The 19,744-nt window shown below is 66.8% G+C and carries 21 protein-coding genes and 1 pseudogene; 12 read left to right on the top strand and 10 right to left on the bottom strand.

Features of this window, described 5'->3' with window-relative positions; all coding sequences use genetic code 11:
- Positions 1–40 precede the first annotated feature (40 nt).
- The 3 genes from Y900_RS00185 (at position 41) to Y900_RS00195 (ending at position 2,405) form a co-directional block, all read left to right on the top strand.
- Positions 41–1,183: a phosphatidylglycerol lysyltransferase domain-containing protein gene (locus tag Y900_RS00185; RefSeq protein WP_036337621.1), complete on the top strand. Its 1,143-nt coding sequence runs from the start codon at positions 41–43 to the stop codon at positions 1,181–1,183.
- Positions 1,184–1,376: 193 nt separating this feature from the next.
- Entirely contained in the window at positions 1,377–1,988 is a 612-nt protein-coding gene (locus Y900_RS00190) for a hypothetical protein (RefSeq protein WP_036337624.1), read from the top strand.
- A 126-nt stretch (positions 1,989–2,114) separates the two neighbouring features.
- Positions 2,115–2,405: a DUF732 domain-containing protein gene (locus Y900_RS00195; RefSeq protein ID WP_157838222.1), complete on the top strand. Its 291-nt coding sequence runs from the start codon at positions 2,115–2,117 to the stop codon at positions 2,403–2,405.
- 24 nt (positions 2,406–2,429) lie between these two features.
- On the opposite strand, the gene arc is transcribed toward Y900_RS00195, so the two are convergent.
- A complete protein-coding gene (arc, locus tag Y900_RS00200) occupies positions 2,430–4,238 on the bottom strand; it encodes a proteasome ATPase (protein ID WP_051660283.1) in 1,809 nt (602 codons plus the stop codon).
- Positions 4,239–4,385: 147 nt separating this feature from the next.
- On the opposite strand from arc, the gene Y900_RS00205 reads away from it, so the two are divergent.
- From Y900_RS00205 to Y900_RS00215, 3 genes are read left to right on the top strand one after another with little or no spacing between them, the layout of a single operon-like run.
- Positions 4,386–4,880 (top strand): MTB12 family secreted protein, encoded by a 495-nt coding sequence (locus tag Y900_RS00205; protein ID WP_036337630.1) that lies wholly within the window; start codon positions 4,386–4,388, stop codon positions 4,878–4,880.
- Between the two features lie 11 nt (positions 4,881–4,891).
- On the top strand, positions 4,892–5,440 hold the full coding sequence (lppK, locus tag Y900_RS00210) for a lipoprotein LppK (protein ID WP_036337633.1): 549 nt from the start codon (positions 4,892–4,894) through the stop codon (positions 5,438–5,440).
- The gene (locus Y900_RS00215) at positions 5,441–5,737 is read left to right on the top strand and encodes a DUF503 domain-containing protein (RefSeq protein ID WP_036337636.1); all 297 of its coding nucleotides are present in this window, start codon (positions 5,441–5,443) and stop codon (positions 5,735–5,737) included.
- Here Y900_RS00215 and Y900_RS00220 read toward each other — a convergent pair.
- Complete coding sequence (locus Y900_RS00220) at positions 5,734–6,588, bottom strand: tRNA (adenine-N1)-methyltransferase (protein WP_036337639.1); 855 nt, start codon at positions 6,586–6,588, stop codon at positions 5,734–5,736. The genes Y900_RS00215 and Y900_RS00220 overlap by 4 nt on opposite strands.
- Positions 6,589–6,665: 77 nt before the next feature.
- On the opposite strand from Y900_RS00220, the gene Y900_RS00225 reads away from it, so the two are divergent.
- The 5 genes from Y900_RS00225 to Y900_RS00245 are packed head-to-tail and all read left to right on the top strand — an operon-like array spanning position 6,666 to position 9,764.
- On the top strand, positions 6,666–7,511 hold the full coding sequence (locus Y900_RS00225; protein WP_036337642.1) for a RecB family exonuclease: 846 nt from the start codon (positions 6,666–6,668) through the stop codon (positions 7,509–7,511).
- On the top strand, positions 7,508–8,299 hold the full coding sequence (locus Y900_RS00230; protein ID WP_036337645.1) for a thioesterase family protein: 792 nt from the start codon (positions 7,508–7,510) through the stop codon (positions 8,297–8,299). Before Y900_RS00225 ends, Y900_RS00230 begins: the two co-directional genes overlap by 4 nt.
- Positions 8,300–8,350: 51 nt before the next feature.
- Positions 8,351–8,665, top strand: coding sequence for an ArsR/SmtB family transcription factor (locus Y900_RS00235; protein WP_036337648.1), 315 nt, complete (start codon positions 8,351–8,353; stop codon positions 8,663–8,665).
- Positions 8,662–9,168 (top strand): SRPBCC family protein, encoded by a 507-nt coding sequence (locus Y900_RS00240; RefSeq protein WP_036337651.1) that lies wholly within the window; start codon positions 8,662–8,664, stop codon positions 9,166–9,168. The genes Y900_RS00235 and Y900_RS00240 overlap by 4 nt, the downstream gene beginning before the upstream one ends.
- On the top strand, positions 9,162–9,764 hold the full coding sequence (locus tag Y900_RS00245; RefSeq protein ID WP_036337653.1) for a flavodoxin family protein: 603 nt from the start codon (positions 9,162–9,164) through the stop codon (positions 9,762–9,764). The genes Y900_RS00240 and Y900_RS00245 overlap by 7 nt, the downstream gene beginning before the upstream one ends.
- On the opposite strand, the pseudogene Y900_RS00255 reads toward Y900_RS00245, so the two are convergent.
- From Y900_RS00255 to Y900_RS00285, 7 genes and pseudogenes are all read right to left on the bottom strand, one after another.
- Positions 9,761–11,202: pseudogene (locus Y900_RS00255) on the bottom strand (HNH endonuclease signature motif containing protein). The gene Y900_RS00245 and the pseudogene Y900_RS00255 sit on opposite strands and share 4 nt — an antisense overlap.
- A gap of 48 nt (positions 11,203–11,250) precedes the next feature.
- Positions 11,251–12,747, bottom strand: coding sequence for a prolipoprotein diacylglyceryl transferase (gene lgt / locus Y900_RS00260; protein ID WP_036337657.1), 1,497 nt, complete (start codon positions 12,745–12,747; stop codon positions 11,251–11,253).
- Positions 12,744–13,556 carry a tryptophan synthase subunit alpha gene (gene trpA, locus Y900_RS00265; RefSeq protein ID WP_036337661.1) on the bottom strand — a complete coding sequence of 271 codons (813 nt, stop codon included), beginning with the start codon at positions 13,554–13,556 and terminating at the stop codon, positions 12,744–12,746. Before trpA ends, lgt begins: the two co-directional genes overlap by 4 nt.
- The gene (gene trpB, locus Y900_RS00270; RefSeq protein ID WP_420329727.1) at positions 13,553–14,791 is read right to left on the bottom strand and encodes a tryptophan synthase subunit beta; all 1,239 of its coding nucleotides are present in this window, start codon (positions 14,789–14,791) and stop codon (positions 13,553–13,555) included. The genes trpA and trpB overlap by 4 nt, the downstream gene beginning before the upstream one ends.
- A 36-nt stretch (positions 14,792–14,827) precedes the next feature.
- Complete coding sequence (trpC, locus tag Y900_RS00275; protein WP_036337666.1) at positions 14,828–15,646, bottom strand: indole-3-glycerol phosphate synthase TrpC; 819 nt, start codon at positions 15,644–15,646, stop codon at positions 14,828–14,830.
- An 81-nt stretch (positions 15,647–15,727) separates the two neighbouring features.
- The gene (locus tag Y900_RS00280) at positions 15,728–16,327 is read right to left on the bottom strand and encodes a TIGR02234 family membrane protein (protein ID WP_036345400.1); all 600 of its coding nucleotides are present in this window, start codon (positions 16,325–16,327) and stop codon (positions 15,728–15,730) included.
- The gene (locus tag Y900_RS00285) at positions 16,324–17,844 is read right to left on the bottom strand and encodes an anthranilate synthase component I (RefSeq protein WP_036345402.1); all 1,521 of its coding nucleotides are present in this window, start codon (positions 17,842–17,844) and stop codon (positions 16,324–16,326) included. The genes Y900_RS00280 and Y900_RS00285 overlap by 4 nt, the downstream gene beginning before the upstream one ends.
- Before the next feature lie 53 nt (positions 17,845–17,897).
- On the opposite strand from Y900_RS00285, the gene Y900_RS00290 reads away from it, so the two are divergent.
- Positions 17,898–18,353: a peroxiredoxin gene (locus Y900_RS00290; RefSeq protein ID WP_036337668.1), complete on the top strand. Its 456-nt coding sequence runs from the start codon at positions 17,898–17,900 to the stop codon at positions 18,351–18,353.
- Here the strand turns inward: Y900_RS00290 and Y900_RS00295 are convergent.
- On the bottom strand, positions 18,340–19,728 hold the full coding sequence (locus Y900_RS00295) for a 2-isopropylmalate synthase (RefSeq protein WP_051659794.1): 1,389 nt from the start codon (positions 19,726–19,728) through the stop codon (positions 18,340–18,342). The genes Y900_RS00290 and Y900_RS00295 overlap by 14 nt on opposite strands.
- Positions 19,729–19,744: the final 16 nt, after the last annotated feature.

Consider the following 19,744-nt stretch of genomic DNA (forward strand, 5'->3'; position numbering starts at 1 on the left):
GGTGACCTGACCCGAAAGCCCACATCGGAGCCGCGCAACGATGACATCTCCGGACCGCTATGCCGAAGAACGCTGGTTTCTGGTCCGCGGTCTTCCAGCGGTGGTTCGGCGCGGCGCACTGCTGCGCCGGATCTGGGGCCGATCGGCGCCGGCACTGGCCGGAGTGGCCGTGTTCGCCGCCAACTCCATCCTGGTGGTGACGTTGTCGGGCAAGCACACGATCGACATCGACGGCAGGCCGACGGTCGCCGAGGGATTCCTACTGGCCCTGATCGTGCTGGTGCTGCCGGTGGCGGGGTTGGTGGGCTGGTTGGTGTCGCGGATCGAGCGCCCGCTGTGGCGGGTCGTGGCCGCCAACATCTCGGTGGCGGTCGCACTCCTCGGGTGCGTCTTCGGCGGCCCGAGCCCGCGCATCATGGTGAACCTCCTGCTGGTGGGGATTTCGATCGCCGTCATCGTCGTGGCGACCGCATCGGGTGTCGGCTCGATCGCCGGGTGGGCTACCCGGGACACCATGTCGAACCTGGCGCTCGCCAGCGGCATGTTCGTCCGCGCGCTGCCGGTCGTGCTGCTGACGTTCCTGGTCTTCTTCAACACCTATGTGTGGCTGATGGCGGCGATCGTCAGCCGCGAACGACTGTGGCTGGCCATCGGATTCCTGTTCGCGATCGCCGCCGCGTTCCTGGTGTCGAGCACCCTGGAGCGGGTCCGCCCGATACTCGGCGAGACCGCTGCCGCGCCCGAGGACGCGGACCGGTTGGCCGGCACGCCGTTCGAAGGCATCGCCGACGAGCCCGGCGTCGATCCGCTGTCGCGCGCCGAGCGGGCCAATGTGGTGTTCGTGGTGGCGGCCTCGCAGGTCGGCCAGGTGCTCACGGTCGCGCTCGCCACCGGGGCGATCTTCTTCGTGCTCGGACTGATCGTGCTCAGCCCGCCGCTGCTGGCGTCGTGGACGCGTGACAGCGGGCGCAATGACGGCCACATCCTCGGCATGACGCTGCCGGTCCCCGACCCGCTGATTCAGACGACCATGATGCTGACCGCGATCACGTTCATGTACCTGGCGGCCAAGGCTGTCACCGACAAGGAGTACCGCGCTCAATTCCTCGACCCGCTGCTGGCCGAGCTTCGGCTCACCCTGGTCGCGCGGGACCGTTACCGTTCCGCGCGGCGGGGACGCTGACATGGCGAATTCCCTGTGCCGGAACGTGGTTCAGCATCCATGTGTCGATACCTCAGACGGTGGTGCACACTTCGTTATTCGTGGCGGTGCTGTCCGGGCTGCACTTCACCGTCGGCACGAGTGTTGACCCGCTGTGCCGGCAGCGGTTCTTCGATCCATGGCCACGACGCATATCTGGAGATGGAGGCAAGCGATGACCGAGCGCGAGGACGTATTCGACAAGCGGTACGGGGAGGTGCTGCTGGTGACGGCCGGCGCAGACGGACCGGAAGCGGCCGTCTACAACAGCTTTCCGCTCAACGACTGCCCGGCCGAGTTGTGGGACAAGCTCGACGCCGAGGCCATCGCCAAGGAGCACGGCGCGGTGGCCGCACTGCTGAACGGCCCGCGGCACTGGCTGATGAGCACCATCGACAAGGTGGCGCCAGAGCGCCAGGAGATCGAGACCTTCGGCGGGATCGACATGATCAAGCAAGCCACGGTCAAGCTGTCGTCGATGAACCCCGCGCCGTACACCGTCAACCACGTCGACCGCCGAACCGTGTTCAACTTCGACGCCGGACGACCGGTTTTCGAGCTCGTCGACCCGCAGGGGCAGCGCTGGGTCATGCAGACCTACAGCAAGGCGGTGGACCGCGACCTCGACCTGACAGGCCTACCCGGGTTGGCCACCCGGCTGGATCTGCCCGAGGGATGGCGTTACGAGACGCGCACTCTCACCGAACGACTGAGCGTCGACACCACCACTCGCGACGCGCACGTAACCCAAGACAGCCTCGGCAACAGCTACAGCCTGGAGTTTTGAGCCCGGCAACAAACTGACGGTGGCGACGATAACGCTGCAGTAAGGCTCACCTTCGTCCTACACTGCGGCCATCGTGTGCTGCCGATGTCGGCGAAGGTGCGCGCTATCGGGGCGAAAGGAAACACAATGAAGAAACTTGTGATCACCGGCATGGCCGCTGTGGGACTCGGTTTGGCGCTCGCCTCACCGGCGTACGCGGATCAGGACTCCTTCATCACGACGCTGGCCAATGACGGCTGGCACGGACCCGTCGCGACCGCGGTGGCGCTGGGACAGCACATCTGCAGTGACATCGCCGCCGGCGTTCCGCAGGCGACCACGCTGCAGACCATCTCGGACAACACCAGCGACGGTGTCGAGCCCAAGGATGCGGCGTTCTTCTACAGCGCCGCCCAGTCCCAACTCTGCGGACACTGACGACGCGACCCTGGGCCGGTACTCCTACAGGTACTGGCCCAGGTTCGACTCGGTGTCGATGGCCCGGCTGGCACTGCTGCTCTTGCCGGTGACCAGCGTGCGGATGTAGACGATCCGCTCGCCCTTCTTGCCCGAGATCCGCGCCCAGTCATCGGGGTTCGTGGTGTTGGGCAGATCCTCGTTCTCGGCGAACTCGTCGACGATCGAGTCGAGCAGATGCTGGATCCGCAGACCCCTCTGCCCGGTCTCCAGGACCGACTTGATCGCGTACTTCTTGGCCCGATCGACCACGTTCTGGATCATCGCGCCGGAGTTGAAGTCCTTGAAGTACATGACCTCTTTGTCACCGTTGGCGTAGGTGACTTCGAGGAAACGGTTGTCGTCGATCTCCGCGTACATCCGGTCGACGACCTTCTCGATCATGGCCCGGATGCACAGCCCTCGGTCGCCGCCGAATTCGGCCAGATCGTCGGCGTTCACCGGCAGGTCTTCAGTGAGGTACTTGCTGAAGATGTCCAGTGCCGCTTCGGCATCCGGCCGTTCGATCTTGATCTTGACGTCCAGGCGGCCGGGCCGCAGGATCGCCGGGTCGATCATGTCCTCGCGGTTGGACGCGCCGATCACGATGACGTTCTCCAGCCCTTCGACACCGTCGATCTCCGACAGCAGCTGGGGCACGACCGTCGTCTCGACATCGGAGCTGACACCGGTGCCGCGGGTGCGGAAGATCGAGTCCATCTCGTCGAAGAACACGATGACCGGCGTTCCCTCGGAAGCCTTTTCGCGCGCCCGCTGGAAAATCAGCCGGATATGCCGTTCGGTCTCGCCGACGAACTTGTTCAACAGCTCGGGGCCTTTGATGTTGAGGAAGTACGACTTCGCCTCGCGGGCGTCGTCGCCGCGAACCTCAGCCATCTTCTTCGCCAGCGAATTGGCCACGGCCTTGGCGATCAGCGTCTTACCGCAACCGGGCGGCCCGTAGAGCAGCACACCTTTCGGCGGCCGCAGGGCGTACTCGCGGTAGAGCTCCTTGTGCAGGAACGGCAACTCGACGGCGTCGCGAATCTGCTCGATCTGGCGGGTGAGGCCGCCGATGTCGCTGTAGGCGACGTCGGGCACCTCTTCGAGGACCAGATCCTCGACCTCGGCCTTGGGAATCCGCTCGAAGGCGTACCCGGCCTTGGTGTCCACCAGCAGCGAGTCGCCGGGGCGCAGCTTGCGGGGACGCAGATCGTCGTCGTCGAGTTCCTCGGCCACATCGGCGGGCAGGTCTTCGATGGCGACAAGCGGTTCGGCAAGCCACACGATGCGCTCTTCGTCGGCATGCCCGACGACGAGCGCCCGATGACCGTCGGCGAGAATCTCGCGGAGCGTGCTGATCTCACCGACCGACTCGTAATTGCCGGCCTCCACGACGGTGAGTGCCTCGTTGAGGCGGACCGTCTGGCCTTGCTTCAGCGACTTGACGTCGATGTTGGGCGAGCAGGTGAGTCGCATCTTGCGACCAGAGGTGAACACGTCGACGGTGTCGTCCTCGTGGGAGCCCAACAGGACGCCGTATCCGCTCGGCGGCTGACCGAGCCGGTCAACCTCTTCGCGCAGAGCGAGCAACTGCTGACGGGCCTCCTTGAGAGTGTCCATCAGTTTGGCGTTGCGTGACGCCAGGGAGTCGATGCGTGCCTCGAGCTGATGCACATCACGAGCACTGCGGGCGCCGCCCTGTGCACTCATGGCGTTCTCCAGCTGATCGCGCAGTACTGACGCCTCGCGGCGCAGCTCTTCTAGTTCGGCGGCGTCTTCGCCGGACAGCTGGGGTTCTTGTGCCTCGCTCATGTTGCGCTCCTTTCCCACACCGAGAGTTGGCGCGGTGGATACCTCAACGCTACCGGCCCAAACTCGATCATGTGCGTGCGGGGAATTTCGACACACTGGCAACACTGTTAATCTCTCTAATGAGTCGGGCGAATCGAGAGGACAGCCGTGACCCTGAAAGTCCTAGCCACGGGCGTTGCCGCCGCAGCGATCATCGGCGGCGTTGCCGCAGGTGTGACGTCGGTTGCATTCAGCTCGCCGGTGCCCGCACCGGCCGTGCAGCCCGTCGTCTTCGGCGCCCCGATGCCGCAGACGCCGGCGCCGGAGCTCCAGAGCCAGCTTGTCGAGACCCTGAACGGCCTGCAGGGCGGCGGATCGTTCTCCGGGTCCAAGGCCTCCTACATCCAGTTCGGCCTCGGCCGCTTCGAGGGCATCGCCGCAGACCGCGCGTTCAACAACGCATCGGCCAAGGGCCTTCTCCCGCTGAGCTTCAACGTCGCCGACATCGACCAGGAAGGCCCGACCGCGACGGCGAATGTCACCGCGACCGCGCCCAACGGTCAGACCGCGACGGAGAGCATCCAATTCGTCGAAGGCCCCAGTCCCAGTGGCTGGCAGCTGACCAAGCAGTCGGCGCTATCGCTGATGCAAGGAGCCGGCTGAGTCAGCACGGGATGCGACACCCGCTTCTCGTAGGTCTGAGCGCCGCCACGATCGTGGCGGCGCTCAGCCTCTCGGGGTGTTCCGAGCACGTCGAGCCCAAGTCGGCCCAGAGCCCGTTCGAGCAGTCGTCGACGCCGCTGGCGCCGGCCGAGCGCGACGCCGCTCCCCTCCCGCCGCCCGACGCACTGACCGATGTGCTCTATCGGCTGGCCGATCCGGCGGTGAAAGGGTCCGACAAGCTTCAACTGGTCGAGTCCACGACGCCGGCCGACGCCGCGACCATCGACAAGTTCGCGGCGGCACTGCGCGACGGCGGGTTCACCCCGCTGACGTTCACCGCCTCCGAAATCCGGTGGTCCGATCGCCGCCCCGAGGATGCGCTGGCATCGATCAACGTGACCACCTCGAACCCGGCCAATCCGGGAAACTTCACGTTCCCGATGGAATTCCGCCTGGACCGGGGCAACTGGCAGCTTTCCCGCGAGACCGCTGACATGCTGCTCGCATTCGGCAATGCTCGCGGCGGCGCGAGCCCGGCGAGCCCCGCACCGACGCCCTGAATGTGGATCGGCTGGCTGGAATTCGACGTCCTGCTCGGTGACGTCCACTCGCTGAAGGAGAAGCGGGCCGTGGTGCGGCCGATCGTCGCCGAACTGCGGCGCCGCTTCACGGTGTCGGCGGCTGAGACGGGTTCGGCGGATCTGCATCGCAGGGCCGGCATCGGAGTTTCCGCGGTCGGCGGCGAGCGGGCACACGTCGTCGACGTGCTCGACGCTGCGGAACGGTTGGTGGCCTCACGCCCCGACATCGAACTGCTGTCGGTGCGACGCGGGCTGCACCGCAGCGACGACGACTAAGGCGCGAGCTTCTTGCGGCGCAACGGGGTCGGGGTGACCGTGCCGGGGGCCAGCCGCCGAGCCGAGATCAGGAACGCGGTGTGGCCGCGCATGTTGTGCTGCGGGCGCACCGCCAAACCGACGACGTTCCAGCCGCGCTGCAAGGACTCCCAAGCCCGGGGTTCGGTCCAGCACTGCTGTTCGCGCAGCAGCTCGACGGTCTTGGACAGCTGGGTCACGGTCGCCACGTACACCATCAGCACCCCACCGGGGATAAGTAGCCGGGCCACGGTGTCCAGTACGTCCCAGGGCGCCAGCATGTCCAGCACCACGCGATCGACTGATGCCTCGACGAGGTCGGAATCGACGATGTCGCCGATGATCAGCCGCCAGTTGTCCGGATCCTGCCCGAAGAACGTGGCCACATTGCGCCGAGCGTGCACGGCGTGGTCGTCACGCACCTCATAGGAGATCACCTCGCCGTCGGGGCCGACGGCACGCAGCAGGGAGCACGTCAGCGCGCCGGAACCCGCTCCGGCCTCCAGGACCCGGGCGCCCGGGAAGATGTCGCCCTCGTGGACGATCTGGGCGGCGTCCTTGGGGTAGATGACCTGGGCGCCGCGGGGCATCGAGAGCACGTAATCGATGAGCAGCGGGCGCAGCACCAGGAACGCGTCGCCGTTGGTCGACTTGACCACACTGCCCTCGGGCAGGCCGATCACCGCGTCGTGCTCGACAGCCCCCCGGTGGGTGTGGAACTCACTGCCCGGGTTGAGGACCATCGTGTAGTGCCGGCCCTTGGCGTCGGTGAGCTGGACGCGGTCTCCGACGACAAAGGGGCCGGTGCGGCGCGGAGCGGGATCGTCGGTCACAGCCGTTCAGCCTGCCACAGCGGACTCGCCGCAGCGCATACCGTCACCTTGTCGGCACACCGCCCTAGGCTGCAGTTATGTCTGATCAGGTGCTGCAGGCGTCTCGTCCCGCGTTGTCGCCGTCGCGGGCTGCCGACTTCAAGCAGTGCCCGCTGCTGTACCGCTTCCGGGCTGTTGACCGGCTGCCCGAGCCACCGTCGACCGCTCAGTTGCGCGGTTCGGTGGTGCACGCCGCCCTGGAGCAGCTGTACGGTTTGCCGGCCGCCGAGCGTGGCCCGGGCACGGCCTTGTCGTTGGTCGACCCGGCCTGGGAGCGGGTGTTGTCCGAACACCCGGACTTCGCCGGCGATTTCACCGACGAGCAGCGCACCCAACTCGTCGCGGAGGCGCGCGCCCTGCTGACGGGCTACTACCGACTCGAGGACCCGACCCGGTTCGACCCGCAGAGCTGCGAGCAGCGGATCGAGGTCGAACTGGCCGACGGGACACTGCTGCGCGGTTTCGTCGACCGGATCGACGTTGCCGGCACCGGTGAACTCCGGGTGGTGGACTACAAGACCGGGAAAGCTCCTCCGGAGGCCAGGGCGCTGGCGGAGTTCAAGGCGCTGTTCCAGATGAAGTTCTACGCCGTTGCGCTGTTGCGTTCGCGCGAGGTGCTGGCCAGCCGGTTGCGGCTGATCTATCTCGCCGACGGTCAGGTTCTCGACTACTCCCCTGCGCTCGACGAGCTGCTGCGCTTCGAGAAGACGTTGATGGCGATCTGGCGCGCCATCCAATCTGCCGGTGTGACAGGCGATTTCCGACCCAATCCCTCGCGCCTGTGCAACTGGTGCAGCCATCAGGCGCTCTGCCCCGCGTACGGCGGCACGCCGCCGCCGTATCCGGGCTGGCCCGGACAGATGAGCGGTGAGCCGGCCGCATGATCGGCTGCTACTTTCGGCGTCTCGGAACCGACGGCGACGCAGAACTTTTCGCGTCCACCGACGACACCCGCAGCAACTGGAATTTCGACATCCAGCATGGGTCGCCGCCGTTGGCGTTGTTGACCAAAGCGATCGAGGCGAAGCTGTCAGACGGTATGCGGATCGGCCGGTTGACGCTCGACATCCTGGGGGCCGTACCGATCACCGAGATGCGGGTGCAGGCGCGGGTTGATCGGCCGGGCAGCCGCATCGCGATGCTGTCGGCCGAGATGTCGGCGCTGCGTCCCGATGGGCCGCCGCGCGCCGTGGCCCGGGTGACTGCATGGGCACTGGCAACCTCAGATACCGCCGACGCCGCAACCGACCGCTATCCACCGCTGATCGAGGGCCCGACTGCTCCGCTGGAGCTGCATTGGAAAGTCGCGCGCGGGTACGTCGAGTCGGTGGAATGGCGGCCGCAGTACGACGGGTCCGACAGCGGCAGGGTGTACTGGATGTCGCCGATCGCCAATCTGGTGGACGACGAGCCCACCACAGCGCTCGAGCGGCTGGCGATGGTGGTCGACTCCGCGAATGGCATTGGCGCAGCGATAGATCCGGAGAAGTTCATCTACATGAACACCGACACCACGGTGCATCTGCATCGCGCGCCGGTGGGTAGCGATTTCGGCGTGCGTGCTCGCGGATCGATCGGACCGGACGGCATCGGGGTGACCACCGCCGAGCTGTTCGACCGCGACGGGTTCATCGGAACGTCCGCGCAGACACTGTTGGTGCAACGCCGGTAGGCGGACGTATATCGCCTTGCGTCTATATAGACGTAGTGCAATACTCGGGGCGTGGACGTCTTCGAGGCAGTCGCCGAACCGAATCGCCGCGTGCTGCTGGACACCCTGGCGGCCGGCGATCGCACCGCCGGGGAACTCGTTGCGGCACTGCCGGATCTGACCCAGCCCTCGGTGTCGCGGCATCTGCGCATCCTGCGCGAAGTCGGACTGGTCGAGGTCCGCCCGGACGCGCAACGGCGGATCTATGCGCTGCGCGCTGACGGGCTGGTCGCGATCGACAGCTGGATCGAGCAATACCGTCAGTTCTGGACTGGTCACCTCGACGCCCTCGAACGCCACCTGGACAAGACAAAGGAGAGCTCATGACCTCCCGCGAGGGCCGGATCAGCATCGACAATGACCGGGCAACACTGACTTTCGAGCGGCGACTCCCCCACCCTGTCGAGCGAGTTTGGAGGGCGATCACCGATCCGGAAGAGCGCGGCAAATGGATGGGCGACACCACCATCGACGCCCGCGAGGGCGGGATGATGGACATGATCCCCGCCGCGCCGCCGATCCCGGCCGACCAGAAGCGGATGGCGGGCCGAGTCCTGGTGTGGGACCCGCCGCATGTCTTCGAGCACGAATGGAACCAGCGGATCGTCGAACCCGGCGTCGTCCGTTATGAGTTGGTCGCCGACGGGGACGGGACCCTGCTGAGATTCAGTCACCGCGGGCTAGGGGTACGCAACGCCAACGGTTTCCGGCCCGGGACGCACGCCTACCTGGATCGCCTCGAGGCCTACCTGGCTGGCGCCGAGCTACCCGACTGGCAGCATCGCTACCGCGAGGTGGCCGAGAACGCGTACGGAGGACAAGCATGGTGACACCGCACGTGGTGGTGGCCTATCACTCCGGCTTCGGGCACACCGCAACTTTGGCGCAGGCAGTGGCAGGTGGAGCGGCAGCCGCTTCGGCACACGTCCAGCTGATCGCGGTCGATACCGTCGGCGACGATGACTGGGCGGTGCTCGATGCCGCCGATGCGATCATTTTCGGTTGTCCCACCTATATGGGCAATGTCTCGGCCGGTTTTCAAGCGTTCGCCGAGCGCACCGGACGGCGCTGTACGACGGGCACCTGGCGCGACAAGGTGGGTGCTGGTTTCACCAACTCCGGGTCCAAGGCCGGTGACAAGCTGCAGACCCTGAGCGCGTTGGCGGTGTTCGCCACCCAGCATCACATGCACTGGGTGAACCTCGGCCTGACCGCAGGCTGGAACACCAGCGCCGCAAGCGAATTCGATCTCAATCGGTTGGGCTTCTGGCTGGGTGCCGGCGCATCGACCGATGTCGACGCCGACCCTACTGCGGTGCACGACGCCGACGTACGCACCTGTGAACACCTCGGCCGGCGAGTCGCCATGGTGACGCGGCAGCTGCTCGCCGGGCGGGCGTCAGAGGAGTTCTGCCCGGCCACCTAGAAGGGTGGAACGTCGTCCGAACGGGGCGGCGCCGGTCCCGGCGCGGAAGGTGTGCGTTCAGTCCGATTGCGAGCACGCTCGGCCGCGATCTGGTGACCGCGATTCTGTCGTCGCGTTGTCCGCCGCTTCGGCATCATCACCGAACGGTCACCACAGCGATGGATCGCGGGCTGCGGGATCGACGGCGGACCGGTAGGCGTCATCAGCCCGGGAAACAACAGAACGCTTCCGGGTGTCGTCACGTAGGTCTCGCCATCGGGCAGCGTCCAGATCACCGTGCCGTCGGGCAGCTGCTGATCCTTCCAGCCCCAAAAGTCTTGAGGATGTGGTGTTCTCGACATAGGCATTTGAGGTTGGAGGCGTGAGTCGCCCCGTGCGGCCAGGGAATCGTGTGGTCGAGGTCGCAACGGACGGCCGGGCGGTCGCAGCCGGGCGCTCGGCAGGTCAGGTCGCGGGCTCGCACGAAATCGGCAAGCGCGCGCGAAGGGTGGTAGTCGCAATCGGACAGCATGTCGACAGGAATGGTCACCGGACGCAGACGCGCCGCGGCCTTCAACTCGGCGAGCTGTTCTGGTGTGATCAGTTCACCGCAGTCGAGCAGGTAGGCGGGTTTACTGGATGTGCCATCGAGTGTGGACTGCTCAGCGACGACATGAATGACGACTGACCCTGCCGGCTTTTCCGTTGCAGCGCAATCGGGTTCGCCGCAGTCGCAGGGAAGTCGGTCGATGCCGATACCGAGTGCTCCCAGTGCGTCGGAGCGACGTTGTCCCACCGTGCGCGGATCGTTCTCGCACACGGACTTCGCAAAAGTGTTGAGCCGCTTTTCGAGGGCTGCCGCGTGAGCGGTGGACAGCCGTGCCGTCAAATCCACGTAACCGTCGCAGGACTCCCAGAAGGTGACGTCGCGGTCACTGCCGCGATCTTTCATGCGCCGAACCGCGTCAGGGTCGCGCCGGACCACGAGGTCGTCGATTTCACTCGCGAGTTTTCCCCGAGTCATGGCCGGCCAGCGGGCAACTCGGGCGGCCAGGTCCGCATCGAGCTCAGCCATGATGTCGGCGTCGGTGACGAGGTGGGTACGGAAGACGATCGTTTGATACAGCCGGCAGTCGATATCGCCGGCCTCGAATACCGCAGCGACAGCAGGCAGCCGCAGCATGGCCAGCGCGTAGTTCATGTAGCTGTTGGCCTTGGCCAGGCTGAGCCGCAGCGCGGCAGCGACTTCGGCACCCACAGTGGCCCAGGTGTCTACCGCCCAATCTTCTCGCTCGCCGTGGTCGAGCCGGCGCAGTTCGAAGAGGTCAGCGATCGCGCGCAGTCGAATTGCGGCTGCCCGGTTCTCCAGTCGCGCCGCGTTCGTCAGCCGGTAGACCAGCCCACGCGAGCCATCGGTGTCGGTCGGCTCGAACGACTCGCCTGGCCATTCATCGAACATGTGTTCGAGAATGCCAGACGGCTACGACAAGTGAGATCCTTGGAGCCGTCAGTCGCGATGGACTTCGACGCCCCAGAGCACGCGGCGTACGACTGTGCGGAATCCTCGGGGTTGCGACGCGGGCTCGGGCTCCGGCTCGGCTTCAGCCTCGGGCTCCGGCTCGGCTTCCGGCTCCGGCTCGGGCTCGGCATCCGGCTCCGGCTCGGCTTCAGCTTCCGGCTCGGCTTCCGGCTCCGGCTGGGCTTCAGCCTCCGGCTCCGGCTCGGCTTCCGGCTCCGGCTCGGCTTCCGGCTCCGGCTCCGGCTCCGGCTGGGCTTCAGCCTCCGGCTCGGGCTCGGCTTCCGGCTCCGGCTCGGCTTCCGGCTCCGGCTCCGGCTCGGCTCCCGGCTCCGGCTCGGCTTCCGGCTCCGGCTCGGCTTCAGCCTCCGGCTCCGGCTCGGGCTCGGCTTCCGGCTCCGGCTGGGCTTCAGCCTCCGGCTCCGGCTCAGCCTCAGGTTCGGCCTCGGCCTCGGCTGTCGGCTCCGCTTCCTCCGTATCCCCAACGGCGGCGGCGTCTTCGGAGTCGTGCTCGGCTGCCACGGTCGCGGCCGCGGCAATACCGCCGCCCGTGGCGACGGCCACCAAATCCTCGGCCATCCGCTCGGCAGGAGAATCCTCCTCGGGCTCACCCATCGGCTGCTTACCGCCCAGCGCGGCCGGATCTTCGCGGCCCTTGGGTGCCAGCAGGATGTACACGATCGCGCCGATGAACACGAACACCGACGTGAACGAATTCACCCGGATACCCGCGATATGGGTGGCGGTGTCGTCGCGCATCAACTCCACCCAGAACCGGCCGATGCAGTACGCCGCCACATAGGCCGCGAAGAGCCGACCGTGGCCGATCTTGAACCTCCGGTCGATCCAGATCAGGAACGCGAACACCAGAACGTTCCACACCAGCTCGTACAGGAACGTCGGCTGTACCACCGCCGCGACCTGCCCCGTCGACACCCCGTCGAGGGAATGCACATCAACCATCCCGGACGAGTCCCGCCGGTAGAAGATCTCCATCCCCCACGGCACGATGGTCTCGCGGCCGTACAGCTCCTGGTTGAAGTAGTTTCCGAGCCGGCCGATCGCCTGCGCCAACACAATTCCCGGCGCGATCGCATCGCCGAACGCGGGCAGCGGAATCCCTCTGCGCCGGCACGCAATCCACGCACCGACACCACCGAGGGCAACCGCACCCCAGATGCCGAGGCCGCCATCCCAGATCCGCAACGCCGCACCGACACCTGCGCCGCCCTCGGCGAAATACGTTCGCCAGTCGGTCATCAGGTGATAGAGACGCCCACCAACCAAACCGAACGGCACCGCCCACAGGGCAACGTCGTAAATGACGCCCCGCTCGCCACCACGGGCCGCCCAACGGCGATCACCGATCACCAGCGCCGAGATGATGCCGGCGATGATGCACAGCGCATACGCCCGAATCGGTATCGGACCCAGATGCCAGACGCCCTGCGGCGGACTCGGGAAATAAGCCAAGACGGTCGTCGTCACGAAGCGGACACCTTCTGTCGCACACCCACGGCCAACTCCTCGGTCAGCGTCCGCACTGCCGCCAACCCGTCAGTCAATGCCGACACCAGAGCCGAACCCACGATCACCCCGTCTGCGAAGGCCGCGATTTCGGCGGCCTGCTCACGGGAGCGCACACCAAGACCGACCCCCACCGGGATGTCGGAAACCTCTTTGACCCGCCGCACGAGCCCGGGCGCGGCGCTGGACACCGCGTCCCGCGCGCCCGTGACGCCCATGGTCGACGCCGCGTAGACGAAACCCCGCGAGGCCTGGACCGTTTTGGCCAGCCGCTCCGGGGTCGACGACGGTGCCACCAGGAAGATCCGGTCCAGATCATGTGCCTCGGCGGCGGCCAGCCACTCGTCGGCCTCGTCGGGAATCAGGTCCGGCGTGATCATGCCCAGTCCCCCGGCGGCGGCCAGGTCACGCGACCATGCGTCAATTCCGTAGTGCAGCATGAGATTCCAGTACGTCATCACTACCGCGTGACCGCCCGCGGCGCTGATGGCCTCCACCGCGCGAAGGGTGTCGCGAACCCGGACACCACCCTGCAACGCGGCCTCGGTCGCCGTCGCGATCACCGGCCCGTCCATTCCCGGATCGGAGTACGGAACGCCGACTTCGACGATGTCACAACCGGATTCGACCAGTGCCACCAGAGCGTCGATCGACACGTCGACGGACGGATACCCGGTCGGCAGATAGCCGATCAGGGCGGCGCGGCCCTCGTCCTGGCACGCCGCGAACACCGAGCCCAGCCGTCCGGCCTGGGTGTGCTGGACGGTCATGAGGCTCCCGGGCCGGACTGGTCGAACAGCCCGAACCACTTGGCCGCCGTCTCCACATCCTTGTCACCGCGCCCGGACAGGTTGACCAAGATGATCGAACCGGGACCCAACTCGGCTGCCAGCTTCACCACACCCGCCACCGCGTGGGCCGATTCGATGGCGGGGATGATGCCCTCCAGCCGGCACAGCAGCCGGAACGCGTCCATGGCCTCGGTGTCGGTGATCGGCTGATACTCGGTGCGCCCGATGTCCTTGAGGAACGCATGCTCTGGGCCGACGCCCGGATAGTCCAGACCTGCCGATATCGAATGCGACTCGATGGTCTGACCGTCCTCGTTCTGCAGCAGATACGAGTAGGAGCCCTGGAAGGCGCCGGGCGTTCCGCCAGCGAAAGTCGCTGCATGCCTTCCGGTTTCGACGCCATCACCAGCCGCCTCGTAACCGATCAGCCGCACACCCACGTCGTCGATGAACGGGTGGAAGATGCCGATCGCATTGGACCCGCCACCCACACAGGCGGCCACGGCGTCGGGCAGCCGGCCGGCCTGCGCCAGCATCTGCGCGCGCGCCTCGAGTCCGATGATGCGCTGGAAGTCGCGCACCATCATCGGGAACGGGTGCGGCCCGGCGGCCGTCCCGAAGCAGTAGTACGTGTTGTCGGCGTTGGTGACCCAGTCGCGGAAGGCGTCGTTGATGGCGTCTTTGAGCGTCTTGGAGCCGGACTCCACCGACACCACCTCAGCGCCCAGCAGCCGCATCCGCGCGACGTTGAGCGCCTGGCGCGCGGTGTCCACCGCGCCCATGTAGATGACGCACTCCAGGCCCAGCAGCGCGCACGCGGTCGCGGTTGCCACGCCATGCTGGCCGGCACCGGTCTCCGCGATGACGCGGGTCTTGCCCATCTGCTTGGCGAGCAACGCCTGGCCGAGCACGTTGTTGATCTTGTGCGAGCCGGTGTGGTTGAGGTCCTCGCGCTTGAGGAAGATGCGCGCCCCACCGAGGTGTTCGCTCAGCCGGACCGCTTCGTACAGTGGCGACGGACGCCCGGCGTAGTGGGTCTGCAGGTTGTCGAGGCGATCCAGAAATTCCTGGTCCGTGCGGGCCTTGTCGTAGGCGGCCGTCACCTCTTCGATCACGGCCATCAGTGCCTCGGCCACGTACCGCCCGCCGTACGCGCCGAAGTGCCCGCGGGCATCGGGTTCGTGCAACGTCTGCTCGGCTACGGCCGCGCTCATGCGCGGCACGTTCGGAGTGGTGATATCAGCCACGACTCAGCGAGCGGGTTTCGGACAGGAGGGATGAGCTCCCGCGGTCACCAGGTCTGCAACGGCGCTGCGCGGGTCCCCGCTGGTGACCAGACCTTCGCCTACCAACACCGCATCGGCTCCGGCGCCGGCGTACGCCAGCAGGTCAGCGGTGCCCCGGACACCGGATTCGGCGACCCGGATGATGTCGGATGGCAGCCCCGGCGCAATCCGCGCGAAGCAGTCCCGGTCCACCTCCAGCGTCTTGAGGTCGCGAGCGTTGACGCCGATGACCTTGGCTCCGGCCTGCAGCGCCCGGCTGGCTTCTTCCTCGGTGTGCACCTCGACCAGCGCGGTCATGCCGAGGGACTCGGTGCGCTCCAGCAGCGACTCCAGGGCCGGCTGCTCGAGCGCGGCGACGATCAGCAGCAGCATGTCCGCGCCGTGCGCCCTGGCCTCGTGAATCTGATAAGGCCGGACGATGAAGTCTTTGCGTAGCACCGGGATTCGCACCGCGGAACGCACCGCGTCGAGGTCAGCCAGCGACCCGTGGAAGCGGCGTTCCTCGGTGAGCACGCTGATCACCCGCGCGCCGCCGCTCTCATAGGCGCGAGCCAGCTCTGAGGGGTCGGCGATATTGGCCAGCTGGCCGCGGGAAGGGCTGGCGCGCTTCACTTCGGCGATGACGGCGATGCCCGGCGCGCGCAGCGCGGCCAGTACGTTCAGCGGCGCCGGTGCGGCCTCCGCGGCGGCTTTGACCTCAGCCAGACTGATGATCGCCTCGCGGGCGGCTACGTCGGCGCGCACTCCCTCGATGATCGAGTCGAGCACGCTTGCCGAAGTCATGGCTGCCGGATCCCTTCTCACGCCCTGGCGATCTCGCTTGCGTCGTCCAGTGAAGGGTAGTCGTATCGAGCCGCGCATCCGTCACCGACCCTCGGTGTCGGTGCCGCGATCCGTGGGATCGACACCTTCGTCGAGCGCATCCCACATGCCCCGCTCCGAAACGCCCGTATCCGTGTCCTCGTCACGCGCGGCGCTGCGGCGAACAGCCGGTGCCGCGTATTTGGCGGTGGCCTGGCGTCCGGAGGCTGCCGAGCGCATCAGCAGCACGGCAGCGACCAGGGCACATACCGCCGCACCGATGGTCAGCCCGGCGCCGAGGTACTGCCGGCCGCTGGCGACCAGCGTGTGCACCGGGATCTGGGCGAGTTCGGCGGCGCGCGGACCGACGTCCGGGGTGCGGATCAAGCTGAGACCGAGGTAACCCAGCAGCAACGTCACCACCGCCAGCAGCACCGCGACCGCGCGCAGACCCCATCCCCGGACCGCCAGACCGGCCACCGCGGCGGCCAGCAGCAGCACGGCCAACGGCAGCAGCGCGTTGGACCAGCCGGCCCCCGTGAGCGTCACCGTTTTGGGCTGGCCGAGACCGTCGAACGAGGTCACCGACACCCAGGTCAGCCGGGAGGCCACCCACAGCAGCGCTGCCGCGACGACCAGCAACAGCTGTCCGATTCGGATCACGGAGCGCACAGCGTTTCGGCGGCCGCGATCGCGTTCAGTACCGCCTTGGCCTTGTTGGCGGACTCGTTGTACTCGTACGGACCGTTGGAATCGGCCACCACTCCGCCTCCGGCCTGCACATAGGCGGTGCCCTTGCTCATCAGGGCGGTGCGGATGGCGATCGCGAAGTCGGCGTTCCCGGCGAAGTCCAGATAGCCCACGACACCGCCGTACAGGCCGCGACGGGTCTTTTCCACCCCTTCGATGAGCTCCATGGCCCGTACCTTCGGCGCACCGGTCAGCGTGCCGGCCGGGAAGCAGGCCGTCACCGCATCCAGGGCCGTGCGGCCGTCGGCGAGCAGTCCGGTGACCGTCGACACGATGTGCATGACGTGGCTGTAGCGCTCGATGTGGCTGTAGTCCTCGACGCGCACCGTGCCCGGGACACACACCCGGCCGAGGTCGTTGCGGCCGAGGTCGACCAGCATCAGGTGCTCGGAGCGTTCCTTCTCGTCGGCCAGCAACTCCTTCTCGAGCAGCTGGTCTTCCTCCTCGGTCTGACCGCGCCACCGCGTCCCCGCGATCGGATGCGTTGTGGCCCAGCCGTCCTTCACCGTCACCAACGACTCCGGGCTGGAGCCGACGATCGAAAACGCTGTTCCCCCAGTCTCATCCGGCACGTGCATCAGATACATGTATGGGCTGGGATTGGTGACCCGCAGCATCCGGTACACGTCGATCGGGTCGACGGCGGTGTCGACCTCGAAGCGCTGCGAGGGCACGACCTGGAAAGCCTCACCGGCCTCGATCTCCTTGACCAGGCGCTCGACGATCTCGCTGTACTCCTCCATCGTGCGCTGGGAGCGGTGTCGAGACTGAGGGCGCGAGTAGGTCGCCACGGTCGACGACAGGGGCTGGCCGAGCGCCTTGGTCATCACGTCGAGGCGCGCGACGGCGTCGTCGTAGGCCTCGTCCACTCGTTCGTCGGTGCCGTTCCAGTTCACCGCGTTGGCGATCAACGTGATCGTGCCCTCGTGATGGTCGACGGCGGCCAGATCGGTGGCCAGCAGTAGAAGCATGTCGGGCAGGCCGAGGTCGTCGGTGACCATCTCGGGAAGCCGCTCGAGGCGCCGGACGAAGTCGTAGGCGAAGAACCCGACCATCCCGCCCGACAACGGTGGCACCCCGGCCGGCGATTCGGTGGACAGCAACGCCATCGTCTCGTGCAGGGCCTGCAACGGATCGCCACCGGTCGGGGCGCCCTGCGGGGTGGCGCCCAGCCACACGGCCTCGCCGTCACGCACGGTCAGTGCCGAGGGCGCACCCGCGCCGATGAACGACCAGCGCGACCACGACCGGCCGTTCTCAGCGGACTCGAGCAGGAATGTTCCGGGCCGGTTGGCCGCCAGTTTCCGGTACGCCGACAGCGGTGTCTCACTGTCCGCGAGCACCTTGCGGATCACCGGCACCACGCGATGTTCGGCGGCCAGCGCCCGGAACTCCTCACGCGTGGTGGTGGCGGCGAGGTTGGATTGCACGGGTACATCCTCCCAGACCCGCCGCGCCGGATTGACCGGCGTAGCCTGCACCCATGAAACGTGGAGACCGGGTTGCGGACTTCGAACTGCCGGACCAGACCGGCACCGTGCGCTCACTGACTGAATTGCTGGCCGACGGGCCGATTGTGCTGTTCTTCTACCCTGCCGCGATGACGCCGGGCTGCACCAAGGAAGCGTGCCATTTCCGCGACCTCGGCTCGGAGTTCGCGGCGCTAGGCGCCAGCCGGGTGGGCATCAGCACCGACGCGGTGGACAAGCAGGCCCGGTTCGCCGACTCCCAGAATTTCGACTACCCGCTGCTGTCCGACGCCGACGGCGCGATCGCCACCACGTTCGGCGTGAAGCGCGGGCTGCTGGGCAAGCTTATCCCGGTGAAGCGCACGACGTTCGTCATCGACACCGATCGCACGGTGCTCGAGGTCATCTCCAGCGAGGTCAACATGGACGCCCATGCGGACAAGGCGCTGGAGGTGCTCAAGACGCGTTGAGCGCACCCTTGCCGTAGGTGGCCACGAAGAGGTCGTACAACTCGCCGGGCTTGATCTCGACTCCCCGTTCGTCGGCGAGCGCCTGCGCGCGCCGGGCGAAGTCGATCTGCATCTCGCGCGGCAAGTCCAGTCCGTATTCGGTGAGCAGCACGTAGGCGAAGCCGCCCTTTCCCGACTGCGAGTTGACCCGGATCACGGCGTCATATGCGCGTCCGATATCGGCTGGATCAATGGGCAGATACGGTACCCGCCAATCGATTTCACGCTCTGAGCGCCCCGTTCGCAGTGCGCGTTCCCGGTGTTCGGCGAGCCCCTTCTTGATCGCGTCCTGATGAGTTCCCGAGAACGCGGTGTGCACCAGAGCCCCGACGTAGGGATGACGTTCGTGGATCGGCATCCGCGTGCAGTATTCGACCGTGCGGGCGATCTCGTCGATATTCGAGAAGTCGATCATCGGGTCGATGCCTTGGGCGTGCATGTTCAACGCCAGCGTCGCGATGTCGACATTGCCGGTGCGCTCGCCGTTTCCGAACACACAACCCTCCACGCGTTGCGCCCCGGCCAGGATGGCCAACTCCGCACAGGCCACACCGGTGCCCCTGTCATTGTGTGGATGAACCGACAGGATCACACTGTCGCGTCGCGCCAGATTGCGGTGCATGTACTCGATCTGGTCGGCATACACGTTGGGCGTGGCCACCTCGACGGTGGCGGGCAGGTTCAGGATCACCGGCCGCTCCGGGGTGGCGTCCCACAGTCTTGTCATGTCGTCGCAGAGGCCCAGCACGTAGTCGGGCTCGGTCAGATTGAAGACCTCCGGCGAGAACTCGAACCTGATATTGCCTGCTTCGCCGGTGAATTCGAGCACGTCGCGACCCCCGGCCAGGACCAGCCCGCGCAGCTCGGCACCGTCTCTCCCCAGCACCACGTCCCGCCACGTCGGCGCCGTCGCGGTGTACATGTGAACGACGACGTCACCCGTGATCCCCCACACCGAGTCGACGGTCCGCTCGATCAGGTCGCGCCGGGCCGGCGTGAAGACGACTATCGTCACGTCCGCGGGCACGATATCGGATTCGGCCAGTAGCCGGACGAAGTTGTAGTCGGCCTGCGACGCAGACGGGTAACCGACCTCAATCTCCTTGTACCCCATCGCTACCAGAAGTTCGAAGAACCGTCGCTTGCGGGCGGGATCCATCGGGTCGGGCAGCGCCTGGTTGCCGTCACGCAGGTCGACGGGCACCCACAGGGGTGCGTGGGAAATCTGGGCGTTCGGCCAATGACGTTCTGCGAGTGGCACTTCCACACGGTCGTAGACGCTGGCATAGCGGTACGACGGCATCGGTGAGGGTTGTTGACGATTCCATGCAAACATTTCGTGGTCGCTTCCT

The organism is Mycolicibacterium aromaticivorans JS19b1 = JCM 16368, from assembly GCF_000559085.1.
In the GTDB taxonomy this organism is placed as follows: Bacteria; Actinomycetota; Actinomycetes; order Mycobacteriales; family Mycobacteriaceae; genus Mycobacterium; species Mycobacterium aromaticivorans.

Coding starts and splice junctions, on each gene's coding strand:
- Y900_RS00185 (WP_036337621.1), top strand. CDS start 41: ATGACATCTCCGGACCGCTATGCCGAAGAACGCTGGTTTCTGGTCCGC.
- Y900_RS00190 (WP_036337624.1), top strand. CDS start 1,377: ATGACCGAGCGCGAGGACGTATTCGACAAGCGGTACGGGGAGGTGCTG.
- Y900_RS00195 (WP_157838222.1), top strand. CDS start 2,115: ATGAAGAAACTTGTGATCACCGGCATGGCCGCTGTGGGACTCGGTTTG.
- arc (WP_051660283.1), bottom strand. CDS start 4,238: ATGAGCGAGGCACAAGAACCCCAGCTGTCCGGCGAAGACGCCGCCGAA.
- lppK (WP_036337633.1), top strand. CDS start 4,892: ATGCGACACCCGCTTCTCGTAGGTCTGAGCGCCGCCACGATCGTGGCG.
- Y900_RS00215 (WP_036337636.1), top strand. CDS start 5,441: ATGTGGATCGGCTGGCTGGAATTCGACGTCCTGCTCGGTGACGTCCAC.
- Y900_RS00225 (WP_036337642.1), top strand. CDS start 6,666: ATGTCTGATCAGGTGCTGCAGGCGTCTCGTCCCGCGTTGTCGCCGTCG.
- Y900_RS00230 (WP_036337645.1), top strand. CDS start 7,508: ATGATCGGCTGCTACTTTCGGCGTCTCGGAACCGACGGCGACGCAGAA.
- Y900_RS00240 (WP_036337651.1), top strand. CDS start 8,662: ATGACCTCCCGCGAGGGCCGGATCAGCATCGACAATGACCGGGCAACA.
- Y900_RS00245 (WP_036337653.1), top strand. CDS start 9,162: ATGGTGACACCGCACGTGGTGGTGGCCTATCACTCCGGCTTCGGGCAC.
- trpA (WP_036337661.1), bottom strand. CDS start 13,556: ATGACCGTCCAGCACACCCAGGCCGGACGGCTGGGCTCGGTGTTCGCG.
- trpB (WP_420329727.1), bottom strand. CDS start 14,791: ATGAGCGCGGCCGTAGCCGAGCAGACGTTGCACGAACCCGATGCCCGC.
- trpC (WP_036337666.1), bottom strand. CDS start 15,646: ATGACTTCGGCAAGCGTGCTCGACTCGATCATCGAGGGAGTGCGCGCC.
- Y900_RS00290 (WP_036337668.1), top strand. CDS start 17,898: ATGAAACGTGGAGACCGGGTTGCGGACTTCGAACTGCCGGACCAGACC.
- Y900_RS00295 (WP_051659794.1), bottom strand. CDS start 19,728: ATGTTTGCATGGAATCGTCAACAACCCTCACCGATGCCGTCGTACCGC.